Origin of the sequence: Microbacterium resistens (assembly GCF_021172025.1) — a bacterium.
Classification (GTDB): Bacteria; Actinomycetota; Actinomycetes; order Actinomycetales; family Microbacteriaceae; genus Microbacterium; species Microbacterium resistens.
On the sequence record NZ_CP082781.1, the window covers coordinates 1387934 to 1405986 of the forward strand.

Consider the following 18053-nt stretch of genomic DNA (forward strand, 5'->3'; position numbering starts at 1 on the left):
CATGACAGAAGACGCTCCACGCAACCTGTTCGACGCGGACACCCGTCGCATGCTCTACGCCCGTCGGATCCTCGTCCTCGACGGCCCCCTCGACGACGACAACGGCGTGCTGCTGATGACGCAGCTGCTCGCCCTCGCCGCCGACGACGACCAGGCCGACATCACCCTGTGGATCCACTCGCCCGGCGGCTCGGTCCCGGCCATGCTCGCGATCCGGGACCTCATGCGCGCTGTCCCCTGCGACGTCGGCACCGTCGCGTTCGGGCTCGCCTGCAGCGCCGGCCAGTTCCTGCTGTCCGCGGGAACACCGGGGAAGCGCCGAGCGCTCCCGCACAGCCGCGTCCTCCTGCACCAGGGATCCGCGGGGATCGGCGGCACGGCCGTGGACGTCGAGCTGCAGGCCGCAGACCTCCGCCAGACCCGCGACACGGTGCTCGGGCTCATCGCCGAGGACACCGGCCAGCCCCTGGACCGGGTCTTCGAGGACTCCCTGCACGATCGCTGGTTCAGTGCCCAGGAGGCGCTCGAGTACGGCTTCATCGACGAGATCACGTCGTCGTTCCCCGTCATCATGCCGAAGGTCGCACGCCGCGCCGTCGGCCTCGTCGCCGAACCCGCCCCGCTTCGGGAAGGAGCCTGACATGGCCCAGTTCCTCATCCCCAACGTCGTCGCCCAGACGCCCCGCGGCGACCGGGTCATGGACGTGTACTCGCACCTGCTCGCCGAGAGGGTCATCTACCTCGGCACACCGCTGGACTCCGACGTCGCCAACTCCCTCGTGGCCCAGCTCCTCTACCTGGACGCCCAAGGCGGCGACCGGGACATCCAGCTCTACATCAACTGCGAGGGCGGGGACCCGAGCGCCATGCTCGCCGTGTACGACACGATGCGCTTCATCCGCTCCGACGTCGCGACGTTCTGCATGGGTCAGGCGGTCTCCGTGGGGGCCGTGCTCCTCGCTGCGGGCGCGAAGGGCAAGCGTGCCGCCCTCCCCCACTCGCGGATCGTGCTGCATCAGCCGGCCGCGCAGGGACGGGGTGCGATCCCCGACCTCATCCTCCAGGCCGACGAGATCGTGCGCGTGCGCAGCGAGCTCGAACGGATCCTCGTCGCGCACACCGGCCGGGCGGCGGAGGATCTCCGCTCCGACACCGATCGGGACCTGGTGCTGACCGCCGACGCCGCACGGACGTACGGGATCGTGGACGAGGTGATCGCTGAACGCCGGGAGCTCGTGCCCTGATCAGCTCGCGCGATCGGGGCCGGCCGGTGTCCCGGCCGGCCCCGTCGTCACGCCGCGAGGGCGAAGGCCGCCCGCGAGAACGTCGCCGCGGTCACCGCCGCGGGGACGGCGCGGGGAGCCATCCGCTCCGCGACGCCGAGCGTGAGATCCAGCAGCGTGAGGTCGAGGGCGCCCGCGACAGCAGCCAGCATCTCGCTGGACGGCTCCTTGATGCCCCGCTCCATCTCCGACAGGTACTGCGGGGAGACGCCGGCACGCCGCGAGGTCTCCACCAGCGTCTCGCCCCGGTCCATCCGCTCGGCGCGGAGCAGGTCGCCGACCACCTCCCGCCAGAGCGGCTCGGGCTCCCGCAGCGGCGCGACGGGACGAGGCGAGTCGGGGACGGATGCGTCGGGCTCGGGCGCGGGGCGGGGGGCGTTGTCGGTCATGGCCACATGCTAGGCGTGCGGCCGCGACGGCATCGAGCGGATCCGCTCAGAGCAGAACGCTCGGGTCAGACGTTCGTCCGGCCCGTCAGTACCCGGTATCGGCCGCACAGGAAGGCCCGGTTGCGCGCCACCTCCTGCAGCTCGAGGTCCAGCCGGCGCGGAAGCAGCGGCATCCCCGCGCCGAGCGTGACCGGAGCGTATTGGATCCAGACCTCGTCCAGCAGCCCCGCATCGGCGAACTGTCCCGCCAGATCCCCACCGCCGACGATCCACACGTCCTTGTCTCCCGCGGCCTCGACCAGCTCGGCGTGGACGGTCGGGATGTCCGCCTGCGTGAGCCGCACATCCCCCTGCGTCGGAAGGTCGAGATCGCGATGCGTGAACACCCAGGTCGGCTGACGATAGCTCCACCGCCCCTCTTCGTTGCGCATGACCCATTCGTAGGTGGAGGCGCCCATCGCGAGCGCGCCGATCCCCTCGACGAAACCGGGATAGGCCATGGGCCCTTCCATGTCGATGTCCTGTGAAAGCAGCCAGTCGAGCGAGTGGTCGGTCGTCGCCAGGAAGCCGTCCAGCGAGGACGCCGTGAAGTAGTGAGTCGCCATGCGCCCATCATCCCCGGGGCCACGGACATCGCCGGCCGTGCGGTCAGGCGCCCGGGCTGTCGGCGATCAGCCGCTTGCCCATCATCGCGACGTCGACCGGCTCGTAGTCCAGCCCTTCGTAGAACCGGAGGACCTGCTCGTTCTCCCGCCGGACCATCAGCTGGACCTTGGGGCAGCCCATCTCCGTCAGCAGCCGCTCCGCCTCCGTGACGAGGAGCCGACCGATCCCCTGCCCCCGTGCGGCGCCGGCCGTCGCGAGGTAGTACAGCCACCCGCGGTGCCCGTCGTACCCGGCCATGACGGAGCCCACGATGCGGTCCGCCGGATCGACCGCGACGAGGAAGAGCTCGGGCTGTACGGACAGCTTGCGGAGGATGTCCGCACGCGGATCGTTCCACGGTCGCGTGAGCCCGGCCTCCTCCCAGAGCGTGACGACGGCCTCGGTGTCGCTCGGTTCGAACGCGCGGAGCCGTGCTGCCGCCGTCATCGGGGCCTCTCCTCGGCGACAGCCTCCCGGAGGAACGAGGCCGTTCCCGCGAGAGCGTCGTGCCAGCGGACGTCCTCGTACCGCCGGAACCAGGACACCTGACGGCGCGCGTACCGCCGGGTCAGCGCCTGGGTCTGGGCGATCGCCTCCGCCTCCGACAGTTCCCCGGCGCCCTGCGCGAGCGCCTGGGCGTACCCGATCGCGCGGCGCGCGGTGATCCCCGATTCCAAGCCGTGCTCGCGCAGCCCCGCCACCTCGGCCATCAGTCCTTCCTGCCACATGCGCTCCACGCGTCGATCGAGCCTCTCCACGAGGACCGACCGCTCCACCGTCAGCCCGAGGATGCGCGTCCGCGGATGCCACGGCACGGGGCGGTCCGGCAGAGCCGCCCCGTGGGTCGCGCTCCCCTGCTCCAGCACCTCCAGCGCCCGGACGATCCGGCGCCCGTTCCGCGGGTCGATCCGCTGCGCGGTGACCGGATCCCGCTCGGCCAGCTGCGCGAACAGCGCCGACGGCCCCTTCTCCGCCAGCTCCGACTCCCAGCGCGCACGCACCGTCTCGTCCCGGGGCGGGAACCGGAAGTCGTAGAGCACGCTCGACACGTACAACCCCGATCCGCCGACGAGGATCGCGTCGGCACCGCGGGCATGGATGTCCTCGATCGCCGAGCGGGCCAGGGGCTGGTACCACGCCACGGCCGCCTCCTCGGTGACCTCCCGGACGTCGAGGAGATGGTGCGGGATGCCGCGCCGAGCGGACACCGGCAGCTTGGCCGTGCCGATGTCCATCCCGCGGTACAGCTGCATGGCGTCGGCGTTGACGACCTCCGCCTGCACCCCGTGCGATGCCAGGGCCTCGGCGAGATCCAGGGAGAGCTCGCTCTTCCCGGTCCCGGTGGCTCCGACGACCGCCCACAGCCGGGGCGGACGGCGACCGTCGCCCGGGCCGATCGCGTCCGGTCCCGGAAGGGTCACACGCCGACGCGCAGGGTCGGCAGCCCGAGGGAGACGGGGCGGGCCCCCGCGCCGTCGGCGGGCGCCGGAACCCCGCAGCTCTCCGCCTGCGCCCGGTCCCATGCGTCCCCGCCACGGGTGCGACGGATGCGCAGCGGCTTCCCGTCCGGGGAGTCCGCGAGGAGATGGAACGGCGCGGCGTGCGTCACCGTGACGGTCACGACGTCACCGGGCCTGGGGATGTCGGAGCCCTCCGGGACCTCGAAGTGCACGAGTCGGTTGTCCTCCGCGCGCCCGGTGAGGCGATGGGTCTCCGCGTCCTTCTTGCCCTCGCCGACGGAGACCAGCACCTCGATCTCTCGTCCCTGCTGCTTCTGGTTCTCCTCGAGGGAGATCCGCTCCTGCAGGGCGATCAGGCGGTCGTAGCGCTCCTGCACGACCTCCTTGGGAACCTGGTCTTCCATGGTGGCGGCCGGGGTGCCCTCGCGGATCGAGTACTGGAACGTGAAGGCGTTCGCGAACCGCGCCTGCTCGACGACGCGCATCGTGTCCTCGAAGTCCTCGTCCGTCTCGCCGGGGAAGCCCACGATGATGTCCGTCGAGATCGCGGCGTGAGGGATGCGCTCGCGGACGCGGTCGAGGATCCCGAGGAAGCGCTCGCTGCGGTAGGAGCGGCGCATCGCGCGGAGGATCCGGTCGCTGCCGGACTGCAGAGGCATGTGCAGCTGGGGCATGACGCTCGGCGTCTCCGCCATGGCGTCGATGACGTCGTCGGTGAACGCCGCCGGATGCGGGCTCGTGAAGCGGATCCGCTCCAGCCCCGGGATCTGCCCCGCCGCACGCAGCAGCTTTCCGAACGCCTGTCGATCACCGAACTCGACACCGTACGAGTTCACGTTCTGCCCGAGCAGCGTCACCTCGATCGCGCCGTCCTCGACGAGGAGGCGGATCTCGTTCAGGATGTCTCCCGGGCGGCGGTCCTTCTCCTTGCCGCGCAGGCTCGGGACGATGCAGAACGTGCACGTGTTGTTGCAGCCGACCGAGATCGAGACCCACCCGCTGTGAGCCGAGTCCCGCCGCGTGGGCAGCGTGGAGGGGAAGACCTCGAGGGACTCGAGGATCTCCATCTCCGCCTCGCCGTTGTGCCGGGCGCGCTCCAGCAGCCCCGGGAGGGAGCCCATGTTGTGCGTTCCGAACACGACGTCGACCCACGGCGCTTTGTTGAGCACGGCGTCCTTGTCCATCTGGGCCAGACAGCCGCCCACCGCGATCTGCATGCCCTCGTGCTTGTCCTTGCGGGACTTCAGGTGGCCGAGGGTGCCGTAGAGCTTGCCCGCCGCGTTGTCGCGCACCGCGCAGGTGTTGATGATGACGACGTCCGCCTCCGCGCCCTCGTCCACACGCACGTAGCCGGCGCTCTCCAGGGATCCGGACAGACGCTCGGAGTCGTGCACGTTCATCTGGCACCCGAAGGTGCGGACCTCGTAGGTGCGCGGGCGTCCCGCGTCGTCGAACGCTGCGATCGAGGGTGCGATGATCGTCGGCTCACTGGCTGGAGTGCTCATGATGTCAGCCATTCTACGGTCGGTCGGAGCACCCGGGCCCGCCCTCCGAACGGATCCGGACCGATGTACCGCCGCCCGGCCCCGCGGGCGTCCGAGCTCGACGGCGTCAGTCGGAGTCCTCGAAGCGGACGCGTCCGCGTGCTCCCGAGGAGCGGGTGTTCTCCCGCAGTGCCGTCCTGGCCGCCGTCATCGCGACACCGCCGCCGTAGCCACGCCGCGCGAGCTGCCCGACCAGGCGCCGCATCGCGGTGTCCTCGTCGTATCGCGCGAGCGATGCGGCCTTGCTCCGGGCGAACTCCAGCGCGCGATCGGCGTCGTCGTCCTCGAGCTCGGCCAGCGCCGCATCAGCGGTCTCCCGAGGGATGCCGCGTTGCTGGAGGGTTCGACCGATCGCGACGCGTCCCTGCCCCTTGCGCTGGGACCCCGCGGTCACGAGGTACTCCGCCAGCGCCGCATCGTTGAGGTAGCCGCGCTCTTCGAACTCGGCGATCACATCCGCCGCGTCGTCCGCCGGGACACCCTGCTCACGCAGTGCCTCCCGTGCTTCCCGGCTGGAGAGTTGCTTGGTCCTCAACCGGCGCACGAGGTACTCGGTCGCCTCTTCGATCCCCGGTCCAGCGTCGTCGGTCGCATCTCTCCGGGAGAAGCGGTCCGCCCGCTCGTCCGCGGCGAGCGGCCGCGGCGACTCCCCCGACGTCGACCGACGAGACGGATGCGCGGGGTGTCGCGAGCTCGGTGCCCTCTGCGGCTCCTCGGCCGTCGCCGCGTTCGGTCGGCGGGCGCCGCCGAACAACGGGATGACGGGAGCGAGCCGGTCGTCCTCCGAAGGCCCGCCCCCGCTATGCATGGCCCACCGCACTCATCGAGTCGCGTCGAGACATGGTCATCGCTTCCGGATCAGGCGGGACGCCGCTGCGCCAGCTCGTCCGCGGGCGCGGCCTCCGGAGCCGCTGCCCCGCCGACGCCCAGCTTCTGCTTGATCTGCGTCTCGATCGCGGCGGCGATGTCCGGGTTGTTGATCAGGAAGTTCCGGGCGTTCTCCTTGCCCTGCCCGAGCTGATCGCCGTCGTACGTGTACCAGGCCCCGGACTTCTTCACGATGCCGTGGTCGACCCCGAAATCGATGAGGCTGCCCTCGCGCGAGATGCCCGTGCCGTACAGGATGTCGAACTCGGCCTGCTTGAACGGCGGGGCCATCTTGTTCTTCACGACCTTCACGCGGGTCCGGTTCCCGACCGCCTCGCTGCCGTCCTTCAGCGTCTCGATCCGGCGGATGTCCAGACGTACCGAGGCGTAGAACTTCAGCGCCTTACCACCCGCGGTGGTCTCCGGCGAGCCGAAGAAGACGCCGATCTTCTCGCGGAGCTGGTTGATGAAGATCGCCGTGGTCTTCGTCTGGTTCAGGCCACCGGTGAGCTTGCGCAGCGCCTGCGACATCAGGCGAGCCTGCAGACCCACGTGGGAGTCGCCCATCTCGCCCTCGATCTCGGCCCGGGGAACCAGGGCCGCGACCGAGTCGATGACGACGAGGTCGATCGCGCCGGAGCGGATCAGCATGTCGGCGATCTCCAGCGCCTGCTCGCCCGTGTCGGGCTGGGAGACGAGCAGCTGGTCGATGTCGACGCCGAGCTTCTTGGCGTACTCGGGGTCGAGCGCGTGCTCCGCATCGACGAACGCCGCGATGCCTCCGGCGCGCTGGACGTTGGCGATCGCGTGCAGCGTCAGAGTGGTCTTACCGGAGGACTCCGGTCCGTAGATCTCGATGATGCGGCCGCGCGGCAGTCCACCGACGCCGAGGGCGACGTCGAGGGCGATGGAGCCGGTCGGGATGACCTCGACGGGAGCACGCTCGTCGCTGCCCAGTCGCATGACCGAACCCTTGCCGAACTGCTTGTCGATCTGAGCGAGGGCCGACTCGAGGGCCCGTTCGCGGTCTGCGGGTGATGGCATGGGATGCTCCTTCTTGCTCGCGTACTGCCGCCTGTAGGCTGTCGCGGCCGCCCCGGCTGGGGCGACTCTCCGACAAGGCGCATGACCTCTTCGGTCCGTCTGCCACGGTATGCGGGGCCACCGACATTCGCGTCGGCTCCGGGACCATCCGTGGACAACGACACCTCGTTGTCATCTGTGCAGAACGATACCCGTTTCTCGAACACAGCTTCGATGACACGCCGACGATCGACTGCCGTGTCATCGAACACGCCGAGAACGCGACGTGGGCGTCAGGAGCGCTTCGGCTCCTGACGCCCTGCTCCGTAGCGGCGGTGCGCCGGAACGTCCGTCTCCTCGCACAGTGCAAGCCAGATCTCCCGCGGCGGGACGCCGGCCGCGAGCGCTTCGGACGCCGTGCGCGTGCCGAGGGTGGTCAGGACCAGGTCGTCCAGCAACGCCGTCGCCCGGGCTCCGAACTCACCGTCGACGGCGCGGAGGAACTCGCTTCTTCGCACGCGGAGGGGCTCCACGCGTCGATACGCCGACCCCGAGGGGTCAGCGCAGCGACAGCTCCGGCTCGACCGAGGCCACGAGGTCGTCCGGAACGACGTCCGGGAAGACCTGGATGCCCTCGAGCACCGAGATGCGGTCCCCCACCTCGCGCATGATCGTCGAGATGGGCACGTCGAGCGCCTCGGCCACGGAGGCGAGGATCTCGCTCGACGCCTCCTTCTGACCGCGCTCGACCTCGCTGAGGTAACCGAGGGCGACCGAGGCCTTGCTCGCGACCTGGCGCAGCGTGCGACCCTTCTGCAGTCGGAAGTCCCGCAGCACGTCGCCGATCTCCTGTCGTACAAGGATCATCGGAACCCCCTCTCCTCAAGGCCCGTGTCGGATCTCGCGTCCGAACGGATCGTCAGTCTAACCCGACCTGTTGTCATCGAATCTACTTTTTCATCCTGTGCTTTGAATGTGAGCACACAGGACTCAACTTCGGTGACGTCGCTCTTATTCCACGCTTTCGGAAAGGACGCCGGAGACGACCGCGATCGCCGCCTCGACGCTCGCCGTGCGGATCATGGCCCGGTCGCCGTCGAACCGGAACGCCCGACTCGTCGACCGCTCGCCGATGCTCACGCCGATGTGCACGGTCCCCACGGGCTGCCCGCCCTGCGGCGTGGGCCCGGCGACGCCGGTCGTCGAGACGCCGACATCCGCCGCGCGGCCGTCGACGGCCAGCGCCGAACGCACCCCGTCGGCCATCTGTCGCGCCACCTCGGGGTGCACCGGCCCGTGAGCGGCGAGGAGCGCTGCGTCGACGCCGAGGACGCTGTGCTTGATCGGAGTCGCGTAGGCGACCACTCCTCCGCGGAGGACATCGGAGGCGCCGGGAACCGACACGAGCTCGGCGCAGAGCGCTCCGCCGGTCAGCGACTCCGCGACGGCCACGGTCCACCCGCGCCGCCGAAGCTCCGCCAGCAGCGCCTCGGTGCTCATTCCCCCGTCCGCCCGCTCCGCGCGCCGCGCACCTGGGCCACGACGTAGTCGATGCCGCTGGCCACCGTCAGCACCAGCACCACGACCATGAGGATCATGGTGACCACCGTCCACGGCGTCATCCCGACGAGCACGTGGAGCGGCAGCAGCGCCCATCCGAGAGCGACGCCCTGGACGGCCGTCTTGACCTTGCCCATCCACGCCGCCGCGACGACGTGCTCCTTGGCGATCACCAGACGGTGGACCGTGATCCCCCACTCCCGCACCAGGATGACCACGACGATCCACCAGGGCACCTCGCCGAGGATCGCGAGCCCGAGGAATCCCGCACCGGTCAGCAGCTTGTCCGCGATGGGGTCCCAGAGCTTTCCGAAGTCGCTGACGATGTCGTACTTGCGCGCCAGGAACCCGTCGACCCAGTCCGTCGAGATCGCCAGGATGAACAGCGCGCCGGCGATCCACCGGAGGACGAGGTCGTGAAGGCCCGCCGTGCCGCCCATCAGCAGGAGCACGAAGAACACGACGGCGAGCGGGATGCGCGCCACCGTGATCGCGTTGGGCAGCTGCCGCGGGATGGCCATCAGTCGCGTCCCGTCAGGCCCCAGGCGTCCTCGTCGCCTTCCGACTCCACCACCGGGAGGTCGCGATACTGCTCCTCCAGAGGATCGGCCCCGTACGGGTCGTCCGCCGCCGGTGCTCCCGCCGCAGGCGCCGACGCGGGCGCCGACGGCGCGGCGGGCGGCTCGTCGCCTCGGAGCCGCGCGAGGACGCCGGGAAGCTGCTCGGCCGTGACGAGGACGTCGCGCGCCTTGGAGCCCTCGGAGGGGCCGACGATCTCGCGCGATTCGAGAAGATCCATGAGGCGGCCGGCCTTCGCGAAACCGACACGCAGCTTGCGCTGCAGCATGGACGTGGAGCCGAACTGCGTCGACACGACGAGCTCGGCGGCCGCGAGGAGAAGCTCGAGGTCGTCGCCGATGTCCTCGTCGACCTCCTTCTTCTTCGTCTCGATGGCCTCCTGGACGTCCGGACGGTACTCCGGGCGGGCCTGGCCGGTGACGTGCTTGACCACGGCGTCGATCTCGCTCTCCTCGACCCACGCCCCCTGGAGGCGGAAGGGCTTCGAGGACCCCATCGGCGAGAACAGGGCGTCGCCCTGTCCGATGAGCTTGTCCGCGCCCGGGGCATCGAGGATCACGCGGCTGTCGGTGACGCTCGTCACCGCGAAGGCGAGCCGCGACGGGACGTTGGCCTTGATCAGACCGGTGACGACGTCGACGCTCGGCCGCTGCGTCGCCAGCACCAGGTGGATGCCCGATGCACGCGCGAGCTGAGTGATGCGGACGATGGAGTCCTCGACGTCGCGCGGGGCGACCATCATGAGATCCGCCAGCTCGTCGACGACGACGAGCAGGTACGGATACGGCTTGAGGACCCGCTCGCTGCCGGGCGGCACCTCGACCTCCCCCGCACGCACGGCGCGGTTGAAGTCGTCGATGTGGCGGAACCCGAACGACGCGAGGTCGTCGTACCGCATGTCCATCTCCTTCACGACCCACTGCAGCGCCTCGGCCGCCTTCTTCGGGTTCGTGATGATGGGTGTGATCAGGTGCGGGACGCCCGCGTAGCTGGTGAGCTCGACCCGCTTCGGGTCGATCAGGACCATCCGCACGTCCGACGGGCGGGCGCGCATCAGCAGGCTCGTGATCATCGAGTTCACGAAGCTGGACTTGCCCGAGCCGGTGGAGCCGGCCACCAGCAGGTGCGGCATCTTCGCGAGGTTGGCGACGACGAAGTTGCCGCCGACGTCCTTACCGACGCCGATGGTCAGCGGGTGCGTGCTCTTCTGCGCGGCCGTGGAGCGCAGGACGTCGCCGAGGGACACCGTCTCGCGGTCCGCGTTGGGGATCTCGATGCCGATCGCGCTCTTGCCGGGGATCGGCGACAGGATCCGGACGTCGTTCGACGCCACGGCATAGGCGAAGTTGTTGCTGAGCTGGAGGATCTTCTCGACCTTCACGCCGTGGCCGACCTCGACCTCGTACTGCGTGACCGTCGGTCCCCGGGAGAAGCCGGTGACCTTTGCATCGACGTTGAACTGGGTCAGGACGTTGGTGATCTGCTCGACGACGCGATCGTTCGCCTCGGAGCGCGCGACGGCCGGCGGTCCCGCGCTCAGCGTCCCCGGGGACGGCAGCACGTACGGGGCGACCGGGGCCTGCGGGCCGCGTTCGCCGGGACCGTCCGTGCCGAAGCCGTCGAAGCCCGCGAGCTCCGGGTACTCCCCGGTGTCCGACCCGTCGTCGAGCAGGGCCGTGCTCTGCTGCTCCGCGAGCGCGTCGGCCACGGAGCGCACGTCCGACAGCACCTCGGTCGCCGCGTCGTACGGGTCGTCGCGGATGACGGCCTGGTCGTAGGCGGGCGTCTGGTCCCCGGCCGTGTCGGTCGTGGGCAGCAGCTCCGTGAGGTCCTGGGAGCCCCGCATCGACGTCGGGACCGTGGGCGTGTCGTCGGGGTCCTCCTCGCGACCGGTCTTGTTCCGGCGCCACCAGGGCAGCGCGTCGTCGTCCTTCGGCCCCTCGACCTCGACGTCCTCGTCGGCAGGGGCGTTCTTCTCCTTCTTCTCCTTCGGCGTCCGCTCCGCGTCGAACATCCAGGCGTACAGGTCGCCCAGACGCGAGCCGATCCGGTTCGGCGGGGTCTTGGTGAGGATGAGGATGCTGAGGGCGGCGAGCAGGCCCAGCACGATGTAGCCGACGACGGGCGACAGCATCGCGAGCGGCTCGGCGACCAGCCAGCCGAACAGTCCGCCGGACTCGCTGAGCGCCGGCATCCCCTGACGCGGGTGCGGACGCGCGCCGGCCACGTGGCAGAAGCCGGCGAGCGCGAGCGTGAACAGGCCGAACCCGATGCCGATGCGGCCGTTGTCGTGCACGGACGAAGGATGACGGAAGAGCCAGCCGGCCAGGAGGATCAGGAGGACCGGCATGACGAACGCGACCCGTCCGACGAGCAGGCCGACCGAGTACGCGCTGATGTTGGACGCGACGTCGTTGCCGATGAAGAACCACTCGTTGACGGCGCCGGCGATCGCGAGCAGCACGAGCAGGAACGGGAAGCCGTCCCGGCGCTGCTCCTTCTCCAGCGCCTCCGGCCCGAAGGCGCGGAAGAGTCCCCCGACGCCGTGGGCCAGCCCGAGCCACGCGCGCACGGCGACGTTGGGCTTGTCGGGCTCGTCGATGTACTTCTTCGGCGCGGCCGCGCTCCGGCGCTTCGGCGCGGAGGCCGAGGCCGAACCGGAGCGGGAGCGCGTCGAGGACTTCTCGGACGCCTGTCCGCTCTTGGTCGCACTCGTACTCCTGGGCATGCCTCCACGCTACGGCCGCGGGCCGACATCTGCCCGCAGTGACGCGGGTTTCCCGGGATTTCCGGGCTTCGGCGGAGCCCCGGTCACGCCTCGATGACGAGCGGCACGATCATCGGGCGGCGACGCAGCTTCTGGTTGACCCAGCGGCCGATCGTGCGACGGACGACCTGCGAGAGGGCGTGGGTGTCGCGCACGCCGTTGCCCGACGCCTCCTTCAGGGCGGCGACGATCTTCGGAGCCACGTCGTCGAACACCGCGTCGTCCTCGGCGACGCCGCGGGCATGGATCTCGGGGCCCGAGATGATCCGCCCGGTCGCGGAGTCCACGACCACGATGACCGAGACGAACCCCTCCTCGCCGAGGATCCGCCGGTCCTTGAGGTCCGCGTCGGTGATCTCGCCGACGGTGGAGCCGTCCACGTACACGAAGCCGAGGTCGAGCTGGCCGGCCACACGAGCGACGCCGTCCGCGAGGTCGATCACGGTGCCGTTGGCGGCGATGATCGTGCGCTCCTCGGGGATCCCGGTGTCCTGCGCGAGCTTGGCGTTCGCGATCAGGTGGCGGTACTCCCCGTGCACAGGAAGGACGTTCCCGGGCTTCAGGATGTTGTAGCAGTAGAGCAGCTCGCCCGCCGCGGCGTGCCCCGAGACGTGCACGCGCGCGTTCGCCTTGTGGACGACGTTCGCGCCGAGCTTCGTCAGCCCGTCGATGACGCGATAGACCGCATTCTCATTGCCGGGGATCAGGCTGGACGCCAGGATCACCGTGTCGCCCTCGCCCGGCTCGATCGCGTGGTCGAGGTTCGCCATGCGGCTGAGCACGGCCATGGGCTCGCCCTGCGACCCGGTCGACATGTAGACGATCCGGTCGTCCGGCAGGTCGCGCGCCTTCTTGTAGTCGATGAGGACGCCGTCGGGCACCTTGAGGTAGCCGAGCTGCTCGGCGATCGTCATGTTGCGCACCATGCTGCGCCCGAGGAACGCGACGCGGCGGCCGTGGGCGTGGGCCGCGTCGATCACCTGCTGCACCCGGTGGACGTGGCTGGAGAAGCTGGCGACGATGACCCGGCGCGGCGCCTTGCCGATCACCTGGTCGAGCACCGGTCCGATCGAACGCTCCGTCGGCGTGAAGCCCGGCACGTCCGCGTTCGTCGAGTCGACGAGGAACAGGTCCACGCCCTCCTCGCCCAGACGCGCGAAGGCGCGCAGGTCCGTGATGCGGCCGTCCAGCGGGAGCTGGTCCATCTTGAAATCGCCGGTCGCGAGCACCATGCCCGCGGGCGTGCGGATGGCCACGGCCAGAGCGTCCGGGATCGAGTGGTTCACCGCGACGAACTCGAGGTCGAAGGGACCGACCCGCTCCTCCTGCCCCTCCTGGACGGTCAGGGTGAAGGGCTTGATCCGATGCTCCTTCAGCTTGGCCTCGACCAGTGCGAGGGTCAGCCCGGAGCCGATCAGCGGGATGTCGTTCTTCAGGCGGAGGAGGTAGGGCACCGCCCCGATGTGGTCCTCGTGGCCGTGGGTGAGGACGACGCCGACGATGTCGTCCAGGCGGTCCTTGATCGGCTCGAAGTCGGGCAGGATCAGGTCGACGCCGGGCTGGTGCTCCTCGGGGAACAGCACGCCGCAGTCGACGACGAGGATCTTGCCGTCGAACTCGAAGATGGTCATGTTGCGACCGACCTCGCCCAGCCCGCCGAGCGGGGTGACCCGGAGGGTTCCGGCGGCGAGCGGGGCAGGATCTGCCAGGGGAATGGACATGCGGTCTCCTCAGTCGGACACCCGTGTGCCCGTTCGTTGCCTTGCGCCCCGCCGGGCCCGCCACCGTGCCGCCCGAGCGGGCGGCACTGCGCGAGCCGCGCAGGGGCTATCGAGTTGTGCCGTGCACCTTGGGCAGGGCGCCGCCGGCGGCGGCGTTGCGGTCGGGACGGAAGTCGGAGAAGTCGGCGCCGGGCACGTCGGAGACCAGGGCCAGCTCGTCCTCGATGATCGCGGCCTCCCACTCCTCCGGGCCGACCAGGGGAAGGCGGACACGCGGGCTGCCGATGCGACCGAGACCGTGCAGCACGTACTTGGCGGCGACGGTGCCGGGGACGTGCGTCATCACGGCGCGCACGAGCGGCTCCAGCCGACGGTGCTCGGCAGTCGCGGCGGCGAGGTCGCCGCGGTTGACCGCGTCGACGATCGTCCGGTACGGCGCCGAGGTGATGTTGGCGGTCACGCCGATCAGGCCCGTGGCACCGATCGACAGGTGCGGGAGGACGTTCGCGTCGTCCCCCGAGAAGTACATCAGGTCGGTCTGGTTGAGCACCCGGCTGACCTCGGAGAAGTCGCCCTTCGCGTCCTTGACCGCCAGGATGTTGGGGTGCTTGGCGAGCCGCAGGATCGTCTCGTACTTGATGGGCACCCCGGTGCGGCCCGGGATGTCGTAGAGGATCACCGGCAGGTCGGTGGCGTCGGCCACCAGACGGAAGTGCGTGAGGATGCCGGCCTGGGTCGGCTTGTTGTAGTACGGCGTCACGATCATGATGCCGTCGGCGCCGGCCTTCTCGCTGGCCTTGTAGAGCTCGATCGCGTGCGCGGTCTCGTTCGACCCGCCGCCGGTGATGATCTTCGCGCGACCGGCGGAGACGTCCTTGCCGACCTCGACCAGACGGAGCTTCTCGGCGTCCGTGAGGGTGGAGGTCTCGCCGGTGGTCCCGGTGACGACGATGCCGTCCGCACCGTCCGAGATGACGCGGTCGATGTGCTTCTCGACGGCGGGCCAGTCGACCTCGCCGTCGGCCGTCATCGGGGTGATGAGGGCGACGAGCACCTGTCCGAAGGGATTGGGAGCGTGCGTCATGCTCTCAGCGTATCGGTTCGCCCGAGGCTCACGCAGACGGGGACGACGCCCGGATCACGTCGCCGCGCTCGACGGCGGGCCTGCCGCGGAGGAGGATCCCGGCGTTCGTGCCGGCCCCGACCTCGGTCGCCTTCTTGCGGAACATCTCGATCCCGGTCACGCGCGACGCCGCGACCGGAGCGCCGCCACGGAGGATCTCGACGTCCTGATCGACCCGCATCGTGCCGGAGAGGACCGTGCCCGTCGCCACGATGCCGCGACCGGTGATGGTGAAGACGTCCTCCACCCGGAACTCGCCGGCTCCGGAGCCGGTGTCGAGCGTGACCGGCACCGTCGATTCCGCGGCCGCAGCGTCCGCGGGGTTCGTCAGGGCCGTCAGGCGGGCGGCCTCGGCCTCGTTGTAGCGGCGCAGCGTCTCGCCCGCGTCGTCGCGGTCCCGCTTCTTCTTCCCGAACCAGCCCATCCTCCGATCCTACGGGCGCACCACCGCCCCCTAGGCTCGCTGCATGGCCTGGCAGACCCGCAGCACCCGCACCGTCTACGAGAACCCCTGGATCCGTGTCCGCGAGGACGAGATCGTCGGGCCCGCCGGCGAGGGGATCTACGGCGTCGTGGAGATGCGCCACCCCGCCGTCTTCGTCGTCGCGGTGGACGACCGCGAGCGGGTGTGCCTGGTCCGCCTGGATCGGTACACCACCGGGTCCTCCCTCGAGGTGCCCGCCGGCGGCAGCGACGGCGAGGACCCGCTCGTGGCCGCACGCCGGGAGCTGCTCGAGGAGACGGGGTTGACGGCGTCCGAGTGGACCCATATCGGCTTCATGAACGCGCTCAACGGGATCACGGTCGCCCCGGAGCACGTCTTCCTCGCCCGGGGGCTGGCGCAGGCGCGGACGGACGACGACGCGCAGCGGGAGGAGGGCATCGACGAGGTGTCGTGGGAGCCGTTCGAGGAGGTGCTGGGCATGATCGCCGACGGCCGGATCACCGACGGCGAGACCATCGCGGCGATCGCCTACGCCGGGATCCACCTCGATCGGTTCCGTTGACGGCCGCCAGCGCCGCTCTGCGTCAGACGCGACCCCTCCGGGCGACGCGCGCGGTCACGGAGGCCGGCAGCACCCTGGTGAGGGCGACGATCGCCTTGTAGCGGAGCGACGGGATCGAGACCGCTCTGCCGCGGGCCGCGTCGCGCAGCCCCTCGCGGACCACGTCGCGGGCGTCCAGCCACATCGCCCGGGGCACGCCCTCGTGTCCCGGCGCGAGGCCCATGCGCTCGTGGAAGCTCGTGTGGGTGAATCCGGGGCATACGGCGGTGACCGACACGCGGTCCTCGGCGTACTCGGCGTTCGCCCAGCGGCTGAAGCCGATCAGCCACCCCTTGCAGGCCGAGTAGGTGGAGCGCGAGATGAAGCCCGCGACGGAGGCGACGTTGACGATCCGTCCGCCGCGTCCGCGCATGACGCCCAGGGCCGCGTGCATCAGCCGCATGGAGGCCTCCACATGCACGCGCAGGTGGCGGACCTCGTCCGCGATGTCGTTGTCGGCGAACTGCAACGGCAGTCCGAAGCCGGCGTTGTTGACCAGGAGGTCCACCGGGCGCCCGGCGTTCGCGAGCCGGCGCTCCACGCGGGCGAGCTCCCTCGGGACGGACAGGTCGGCGGGGAGGACCTCCACGACGACGCGGTAACGCTCGCGCAGCGGCGCCGCGACCGCGTCGAGGTCGTCACGCGAGCGGGCGACGAGGACGAGATCGGATCCCCGCGCCGCGAGCTGACGCGCGAACTCCGCGCCGAGTCCCGCACTCGCCCCGGTGATCAGCGCGGTCGGCATCAGCGCTCGTACCCGAGGAAGCGGTATCGGATCCCGGTCCGGGAGGTCTGCCACTCCCCCTCGTCGACGAGTCGCCACCCTTGGCGCGACGGCGCGAAGGCGTCGCCCTCCACCACGAGATCGAGCTCGGTGACCTCCAGCCGGTCCGCGCCGCCGATCGCCTGCGCGTAGATCTCCGCGCCGCCGATGATCCAGATCCGGTCGCGACCACGGGCGGCGTCCGCCAGGTTCGCGACCCGCTGCGCTCCCTCCGCGCTCCAGTCCTGTTGACGGGTGACGACGATGTTCTCCCGCCCGGCGAGCGGCCGGAACCGCTCGGGCAGCGACTCCCAGGTCTTGCGTCCCATGACCACAGGATCCCCGAGCGTGGTCTCCTTGAAGTGCGCCATGTCCTCAGGCACCCGCCACGGCATCCCCCCGGAAGCGCCGATCACGCCGCCTTCCGCCTCGGCCCAGATCAGGCCGACCCAGGTCATACCGCCACCGCCGCGCGGATCGCCGGGTGATGCTCGTACCCCTCGACGACGAAGTCCTCGAAGCGGTAGTCGAAGATCGACTCGGGGGTGCGGGCGAACCGGAGGGTCGGGTACGGATACGGCTCGCGGGTGAGCTGCTCGCGCACCTGCTCGACGTGGTTGTCGTAGATGTGACAGTCGCCGCCCGTCCACACGAAGTCGCCCGGCTGCAGCCCCGTCTGCTGCGCGATCATCAGGGTCAGCAGTGCGTAGGAGGCGATGTTGAACGGCACCCCGAGGAACAGGTCGGCGCTGCGCTGGTAAAGCTGGCAGGACAGGCGCCCGTCCGCGACGTAGAACTGGAACATCGCGTGGCACGGCGCCAGGGCCATGTCCGGGATGTCGGCCGGATTCCACGCGGAGACCAGGAGCCGCCGTGAGTCCGGGTTGTCGCGGATCTGCTGGACGACCTGCTGGATCTGGTCGATGTGACCGCCGTCGGGCGTCGGCCAGGAGCGCCACTGCACGCCGTACACCGGTCCGAGCTCGCCCTCGGCATCCGCCCACTCGTCCCAGATCGTCACGCCGTTCTCCTGGAGCCAGCGCACGTTCGAGTCCCCGCGCAGGAACCAGAGCAGCTCGTAGGCGATGGACTTGAAGTGCACCCGCTTGGTGGTGACGAGGGGGAAGCCCTTCGACAGGTCGAAGCGGATCTGCCGGCCGAACGCGCTCGTCGTCCCCGTTCCCGTGCGATCGTCCTTGCGGGTGCCGTGCTCCAGGACGTCCCGGAGCAGGTCTTCGTACGGCGTGGGGATCGCGGCGCTCATGCGCATCACGATACCCGCG

The 18053-nt window shown here is 70.3% G+C and carries 21 protein-coding genes; 3 read left to right on the forward strand and 18 right to left on the reverse strand.

Features of this window, described 5'->3' with window-relative positions:
- The first annotated feature begins 1 nt into the window (after position 1).
- Together K8F61_RS06770 and K8F61_RS06775 are read left to right on the forward strand one after the other, a co-directional pair.
- A complete protein-coding gene (locus tag K8F61_RS06770) occupies positions 2 to 640 on the forward strand; it encodes a ClpP family protease (protein WP_067243567.1) in 639 nt (212 codons plus the stop codon).
- Position 641: 1 nt separating this feature from the next.
- Positions 642 to 1244, forward strand: a complete 603-nt coding sequence (locus K8F61_RS06775) for a ClpP family protease (protein ID WP_067243568.1) — start codon at positions 642 to 644, stop codon at positions 1242 to 1244.
- A gap of 47 nt (positions 1245 to 1291) precedes the next feature.
- On the opposite strand, the gene K8F61_RS06780 is transcribed toward K8F61_RS06775, so the two are convergent.
- The 15 genes from K8F61_RS06780 to K8F61_RS06850 form a co-directional block, all read right to left on the reverse strand.
- The gene (locus K8F61_RS06780; protein WP_067243646.1) at positions 1292 to 1672 is read right to left on the reverse strand and encodes a helix-turn-helix domain-containing protein; all 381 of its coding nucleotides are present in this window, start codon (positions 1670 to 1672) and stop codon (positions 1292 to 1294) included.
- A gap of 65 nt (positions 1673 to 1737) precedes the next feature.
- Complete coding sequence (locus tag K8F61_RS06785) at positions 1738 to 2277, reverse strand: dihydrofolate reductase family protein (protein WP_067243569.1); 540 nt, start codon at positions 2275 to 2277, stop codon at positions 1738 to 1740.
- A gap of 43 nt (positions 2278 to 2320) precedes the next feature.
- Positions 2321 to 2764 carry a GNAT family acetyltransferase gene (locus K8F61_RS06790; protein ID WP_231821129.1) on the reverse strand — a complete coding sequence of 148 codons (444 nt, stop codon included), beginning with the start codon at positions 2762 to 2764 and terminating at the stop codon, positions 2321 to 2323.
- On the reverse strand, positions 2761 to 3738 hold the full coding sequence (miaA, locus tag K8F61_RS06795) for a tRNA (adenosine(37)-N6)-dimethylallyltransferase MiaA (protein ID WP_231821130.1): 978 nt from the start codon (positions 3736 to 3738) through the stop codon (positions 2761 to 2763). Before miaA ends, K8F61_RS06790 begins: the two co-directional genes overlap by 4 nt.
- On the reverse strand, positions 3735 to 5282 hold the full coding sequence (gene miaB / locus K8F61_RS06800) for a tRNA (N6-isopentenyl adenosine(37)-C2)-methylthiotransferase MiaB (protein WP_231821131.1): 1548 nt from the start codon (positions 5280 to 5282) through the stop codon (positions 3735 to 3737). The genes miaA and miaB overlap by 4 nt, the downstream gene beginning before the upstream one ends.
- Positions 5283 to 5388: 106 nt before the next feature.
- Positions 5389 to 6129, reverse strand: a complete 741-nt coding sequence (locus K8F61_RS06805) for a regulatory protein RecX (protein WP_231821132.1) — start codon at positions 6127 to 6129, stop codon at positions 5389 to 5391.
- Positions 6130 to 6179: 50 nt separating this feature from the next.
- Positions 6180 to 7232 (reverse strand): recombinase RecA, encoded by a 1053-nt coding sequence (gene recA / locus K8F61_RS06810; RefSeq protein WP_067243572.1) that lies wholly within the window; start codon positions 7230 to 7232, stop codon positions 6180 to 6182.
- Between the two features lie 272 nt (positions 7233 to 7504).
- A complete protein-coding gene (locus K8F61_RS06815) occupies positions 7505 to 7729 on the reverse strand; it encodes a DUF3046 domain-containing protein (protein ID WP_067243652.1) in 225 nt (74 codons plus the stop codon).
- A 40-nt stretch (positions 7730 to 7769) separates the two neighbouring features.
- The gene (locus K8F61_RS06820; RefSeq protein ID WP_025103227.1) at positions 7770 to 8078 is read right to left on the reverse strand and encodes a helix-turn-helix domain-containing protein; all 309 of its coding nucleotides are present in this window, start codon (positions 8076 to 8078) and stop codon (positions 7770 to 7772) included.
- Positions 8079 to 8222: 144 nt separating this feature from the next.
- Entirely contained in the window at positions 8223 to 8711 is a 489-nt protein-coding gene (locus tag K8F61_RS06825; RefSeq protein ID WP_231821133.1) for a CinA family protein, read from the reverse strand.
- On the reverse strand, positions 8708 to 9292 hold the full coding sequence (gene pgsA, locus K8F61_RS06830) for a CDP-diacylglycerol--glycerol-3-phosphate 3-phosphatidyltransferase (RefSeq protein ID WP_231821134.1): 585 nt from the start codon (positions 9290 to 9292) through the stop codon (positions 8708 to 8710). Before pgsA ends, K8F61_RS06825 begins: the two co-directional genes overlap by 4 nt.
- Positions 9292 to 12078, reverse strand: coding sequence for an FtsK/SpoIIIE family DNA translocase (locus K8F61_RS06835; RefSeq protein WP_067243576.1), 2787 nt, complete (start codon positions 12076 to 12078; stop codon positions 9292 to 9294). The genes pgsA and K8F61_RS06835 overlap by 1 nt, the downstream gene beginning before the upstream one ends.
- Before the next feature lie 83 nt (positions 12079 to 12161).
- A complete protein-coding gene (locus tag K8F61_RS06840; protein WP_067243578.1) occupies positions 12162 to 13838 on the reverse strand; it encodes a ribonuclease J in 1677 nt (558 codons plus the stop codon).
- 106 nt (positions 13839 to 13944) lie between these two features.
- A complete protein-coding gene (gene dapA, locus K8F61_RS06845; RefSeq protein WP_231821135.1) occupies positions 13945 to 14922 on the reverse strand; it encodes a 4-hydroxy-tetrahydrodipicolinate synthase in 978 nt (325 codons plus the stop codon).
- Between the two features lie 28 nt (positions 14923 to 14950).
- Positions 14951 to 15385 (reverse strand): EF-Tu/IF-2/RF-3 family GTPase, encoded by a 435-nt coding sequence (locus K8F61_RS06850; RefSeq protein WP_231821136.1) that lies wholly within the window; start codon positions 15383 to 15385, stop codon positions 14951 to 14953.
- A gap of 43 nt (positions 15386 to 15428) precedes the next feature.
- On the opposite strand from K8F61_RS06850, the gene K8F61_RS06855 reads away from it, so the two are divergent.
- Positions 15429 to 15968, forward strand: coding sequence for an NUDIX domain-containing protein (locus K8F61_RS06855; RefSeq protein WP_067243585.1), 540 nt, complete (start codon positions 15429 to 15431; stop codon positions 15966 to 15968).
- A 22-nt stretch (positions 15969 to 15990) separates the two neighbouring features.
- On the opposite strand, the gene K8F61_RS06860 is transcribed toward K8F61_RS06855, so the two are convergent.
- The 3 genes from K8F61_RS06860 to K8F61_RS06870 are packed head-to-tail and all read right to left on the reverse strand — an operon-like array spanning position 15991 to position 18034.
- The gene (locus K8F61_RS06860) at positions 15991 to 16752 is read right to left on the reverse strand and encodes an SDR family NAD(P)-dependent oxidoreductase (RefSeq protein WP_231821137.1); all 762 of its coding nucleotides are present in this window, start codon (positions 16750 to 16752) and stop codon (positions 15991 to 15993) included.
- The gene (locus K8F61_RS06865; protein WP_067243589.1) at positions 16752 to 17228 is read right to left on the reverse strand and encodes a dihydrofolate reductase; all 477 of its coding nucleotides are present in this window, start codon (positions 17226 to 17228) and stop codon (positions 16752 to 16754) included. Before K8F61_RS06865 ends, K8F61_RS06860 begins: the two co-directional genes overlap by 1 nt.
- Positions 17225 to 18034 (reverse strand): thymidylate synthase, encoded by an 810-nt coding sequence (locus tag K8F61_RS06870; protein ID WP_231821138.1) that lies wholly within the window; start codon positions 18032 to 18034, stop codon positions 17225 to 17227. The genes K8F61_RS06865 and K8F61_RS06870 overlap by 4 nt, the downstream gene beginning before the upstream one ends.
- Positions 18035 to 18053 lie beyond the last annotated feature (19 nt).

Excerpts from the sequence above, each read along its gene's own strand:
- K8F61_RS06770 (WP_067243567.1), top strand. The coding sequence starts at position 2 with ATGACAGAAGACGCTCCACGCAACCTGTTCGACGCGGACACCCGTCGC.
- K8F61_RS06775 (WP_067243568.1), top strand. The coding sequence starts at position 642 with ATGGCCCAGTTCCTCATCCCCAACGTCGTCGCCCAGACGCCCCGCGGC.
- K8F61_RS06780 (WP_067243646.1), bottom strand. The coding sequence starts at position 1,672 with ATGACCGACAACGCCCCCCGCCCCGCGCCCGAGCCCGACGCATCCGTC.
- K8F61_RS06785 (WP_067243569.1), bottom strand. The coding sequence starts at position 2,277 with ATGGCGACTCACTACTTCACGGCGTCCTCGCTGGACGGCTTCCTGGCG.
- K8F61_RS06790 (WP_231821129.1), bottom strand. The coding sequence starts at position 2,764 with ATGACGGCGGCAGCACGGCTCCGCGCGTTCGAACCGAGCGACACCGAG.
- miaB (WP_231821131.1), bottom strand. The coding sequence starts at position 5,282 with ATGAGCACTCCAGCCAGTGAGCCGACGATCATCGCACCCTCGATCGCA.
- K8F61_RS06805 (WP_231821132.1), bottom strand. The coding sequence starts at position 6,129 with ATGCATAGCGGGGGCGGGCCTTCGGAGGACGACCGGCTCGCTCCCGTC.
- recA (WP_067243572.1), bottom strand. The coding sequence starts at position 7,232 with ATGCCATCACCCGCAGACCGCGAACGGGCCCTCGAGTCGGCCCTCGCT.
- K8F61_RS06820 (WP_025103227.1), bottom strand. The coding sequence starts at position 8,078 with ATGATCCTTGTACGACAGGAGATCGGCGACGTGCTGCGGGACTTCCGA.
- K8F61_RS06825 (WP_231821133.1), bottom strand. The coding sequence starts at position 8,711 with ATGAGCACCGAGGCGCTGCTGGCGGAGCTTCGGCGGCGCGGGTGGACC.
- pgsA (WP_231821134.1), bottom strand. The coding sequence starts at position 9,292 with ATGGCCATCCCGCGGCAGCTGCCCAACGCGATCACGGTGGCGCGCATC.
- K8F61_RS06835 (WP_067243576.1), bottom strand. The coding sequence starts at position 12,078 with ATGCCCAGGAGTACGAGTGCGACCAAGAGCGGACAGGCGTCCGAGAAG.
- K8F61_RS06840 (WP_067243578.1), bottom strand. The coding sequence starts at position 13,838 with ATGTCCATTCCCCTGGCAGATCCTGCCCCGCTCGCCGCCGGAACCCTC.
- dapA (WP_231821135.1), bottom strand. The coding sequence starts at position 14,922 with ATGACGCACGCTCCCAATCCCTTCGGACAGGTGCTCGTCGCCCTCATC.
- K8F61_RS06850 (WP_231821136.1), bottom strand. The coding sequence starts at position 15,385 with ATGGGCTGGTTCGGGAAGAAGAAGCGGGACCGCGACGACGCGGGCGAG.
- K8F61_RS06855 (WP_067243585.1), top strand. The coding sequence starts at position 15,429 with ATGGCCTGGCAGACCCGCAGCACCCGCACCGTCTACGAGAACCCCTGG.
- K8F61_RS06860 (WP_231821137.1), bottom strand. The coding sequence starts at position 16,752 with ATGCCGACCGCGCTGATCACCGGGGCGAGTGCGGGACTCGGCGCGGAG.
- K8F61_RS06865 (WP_067243589.1), bottom strand. The coding sequence starts at position 17,228 with ATGACCTGGGTCGGCCTGATCTGGGCCGAGGCGGAAGGCGGCGTGATC.
- K8F61_RS06870 (WP_231821138.1), bottom strand. The coding sequence starts at position 18,034 with ATGAGCGCCGCGATCCCCACGCCGTACGAAGACCTGCTCCGGGACGTC.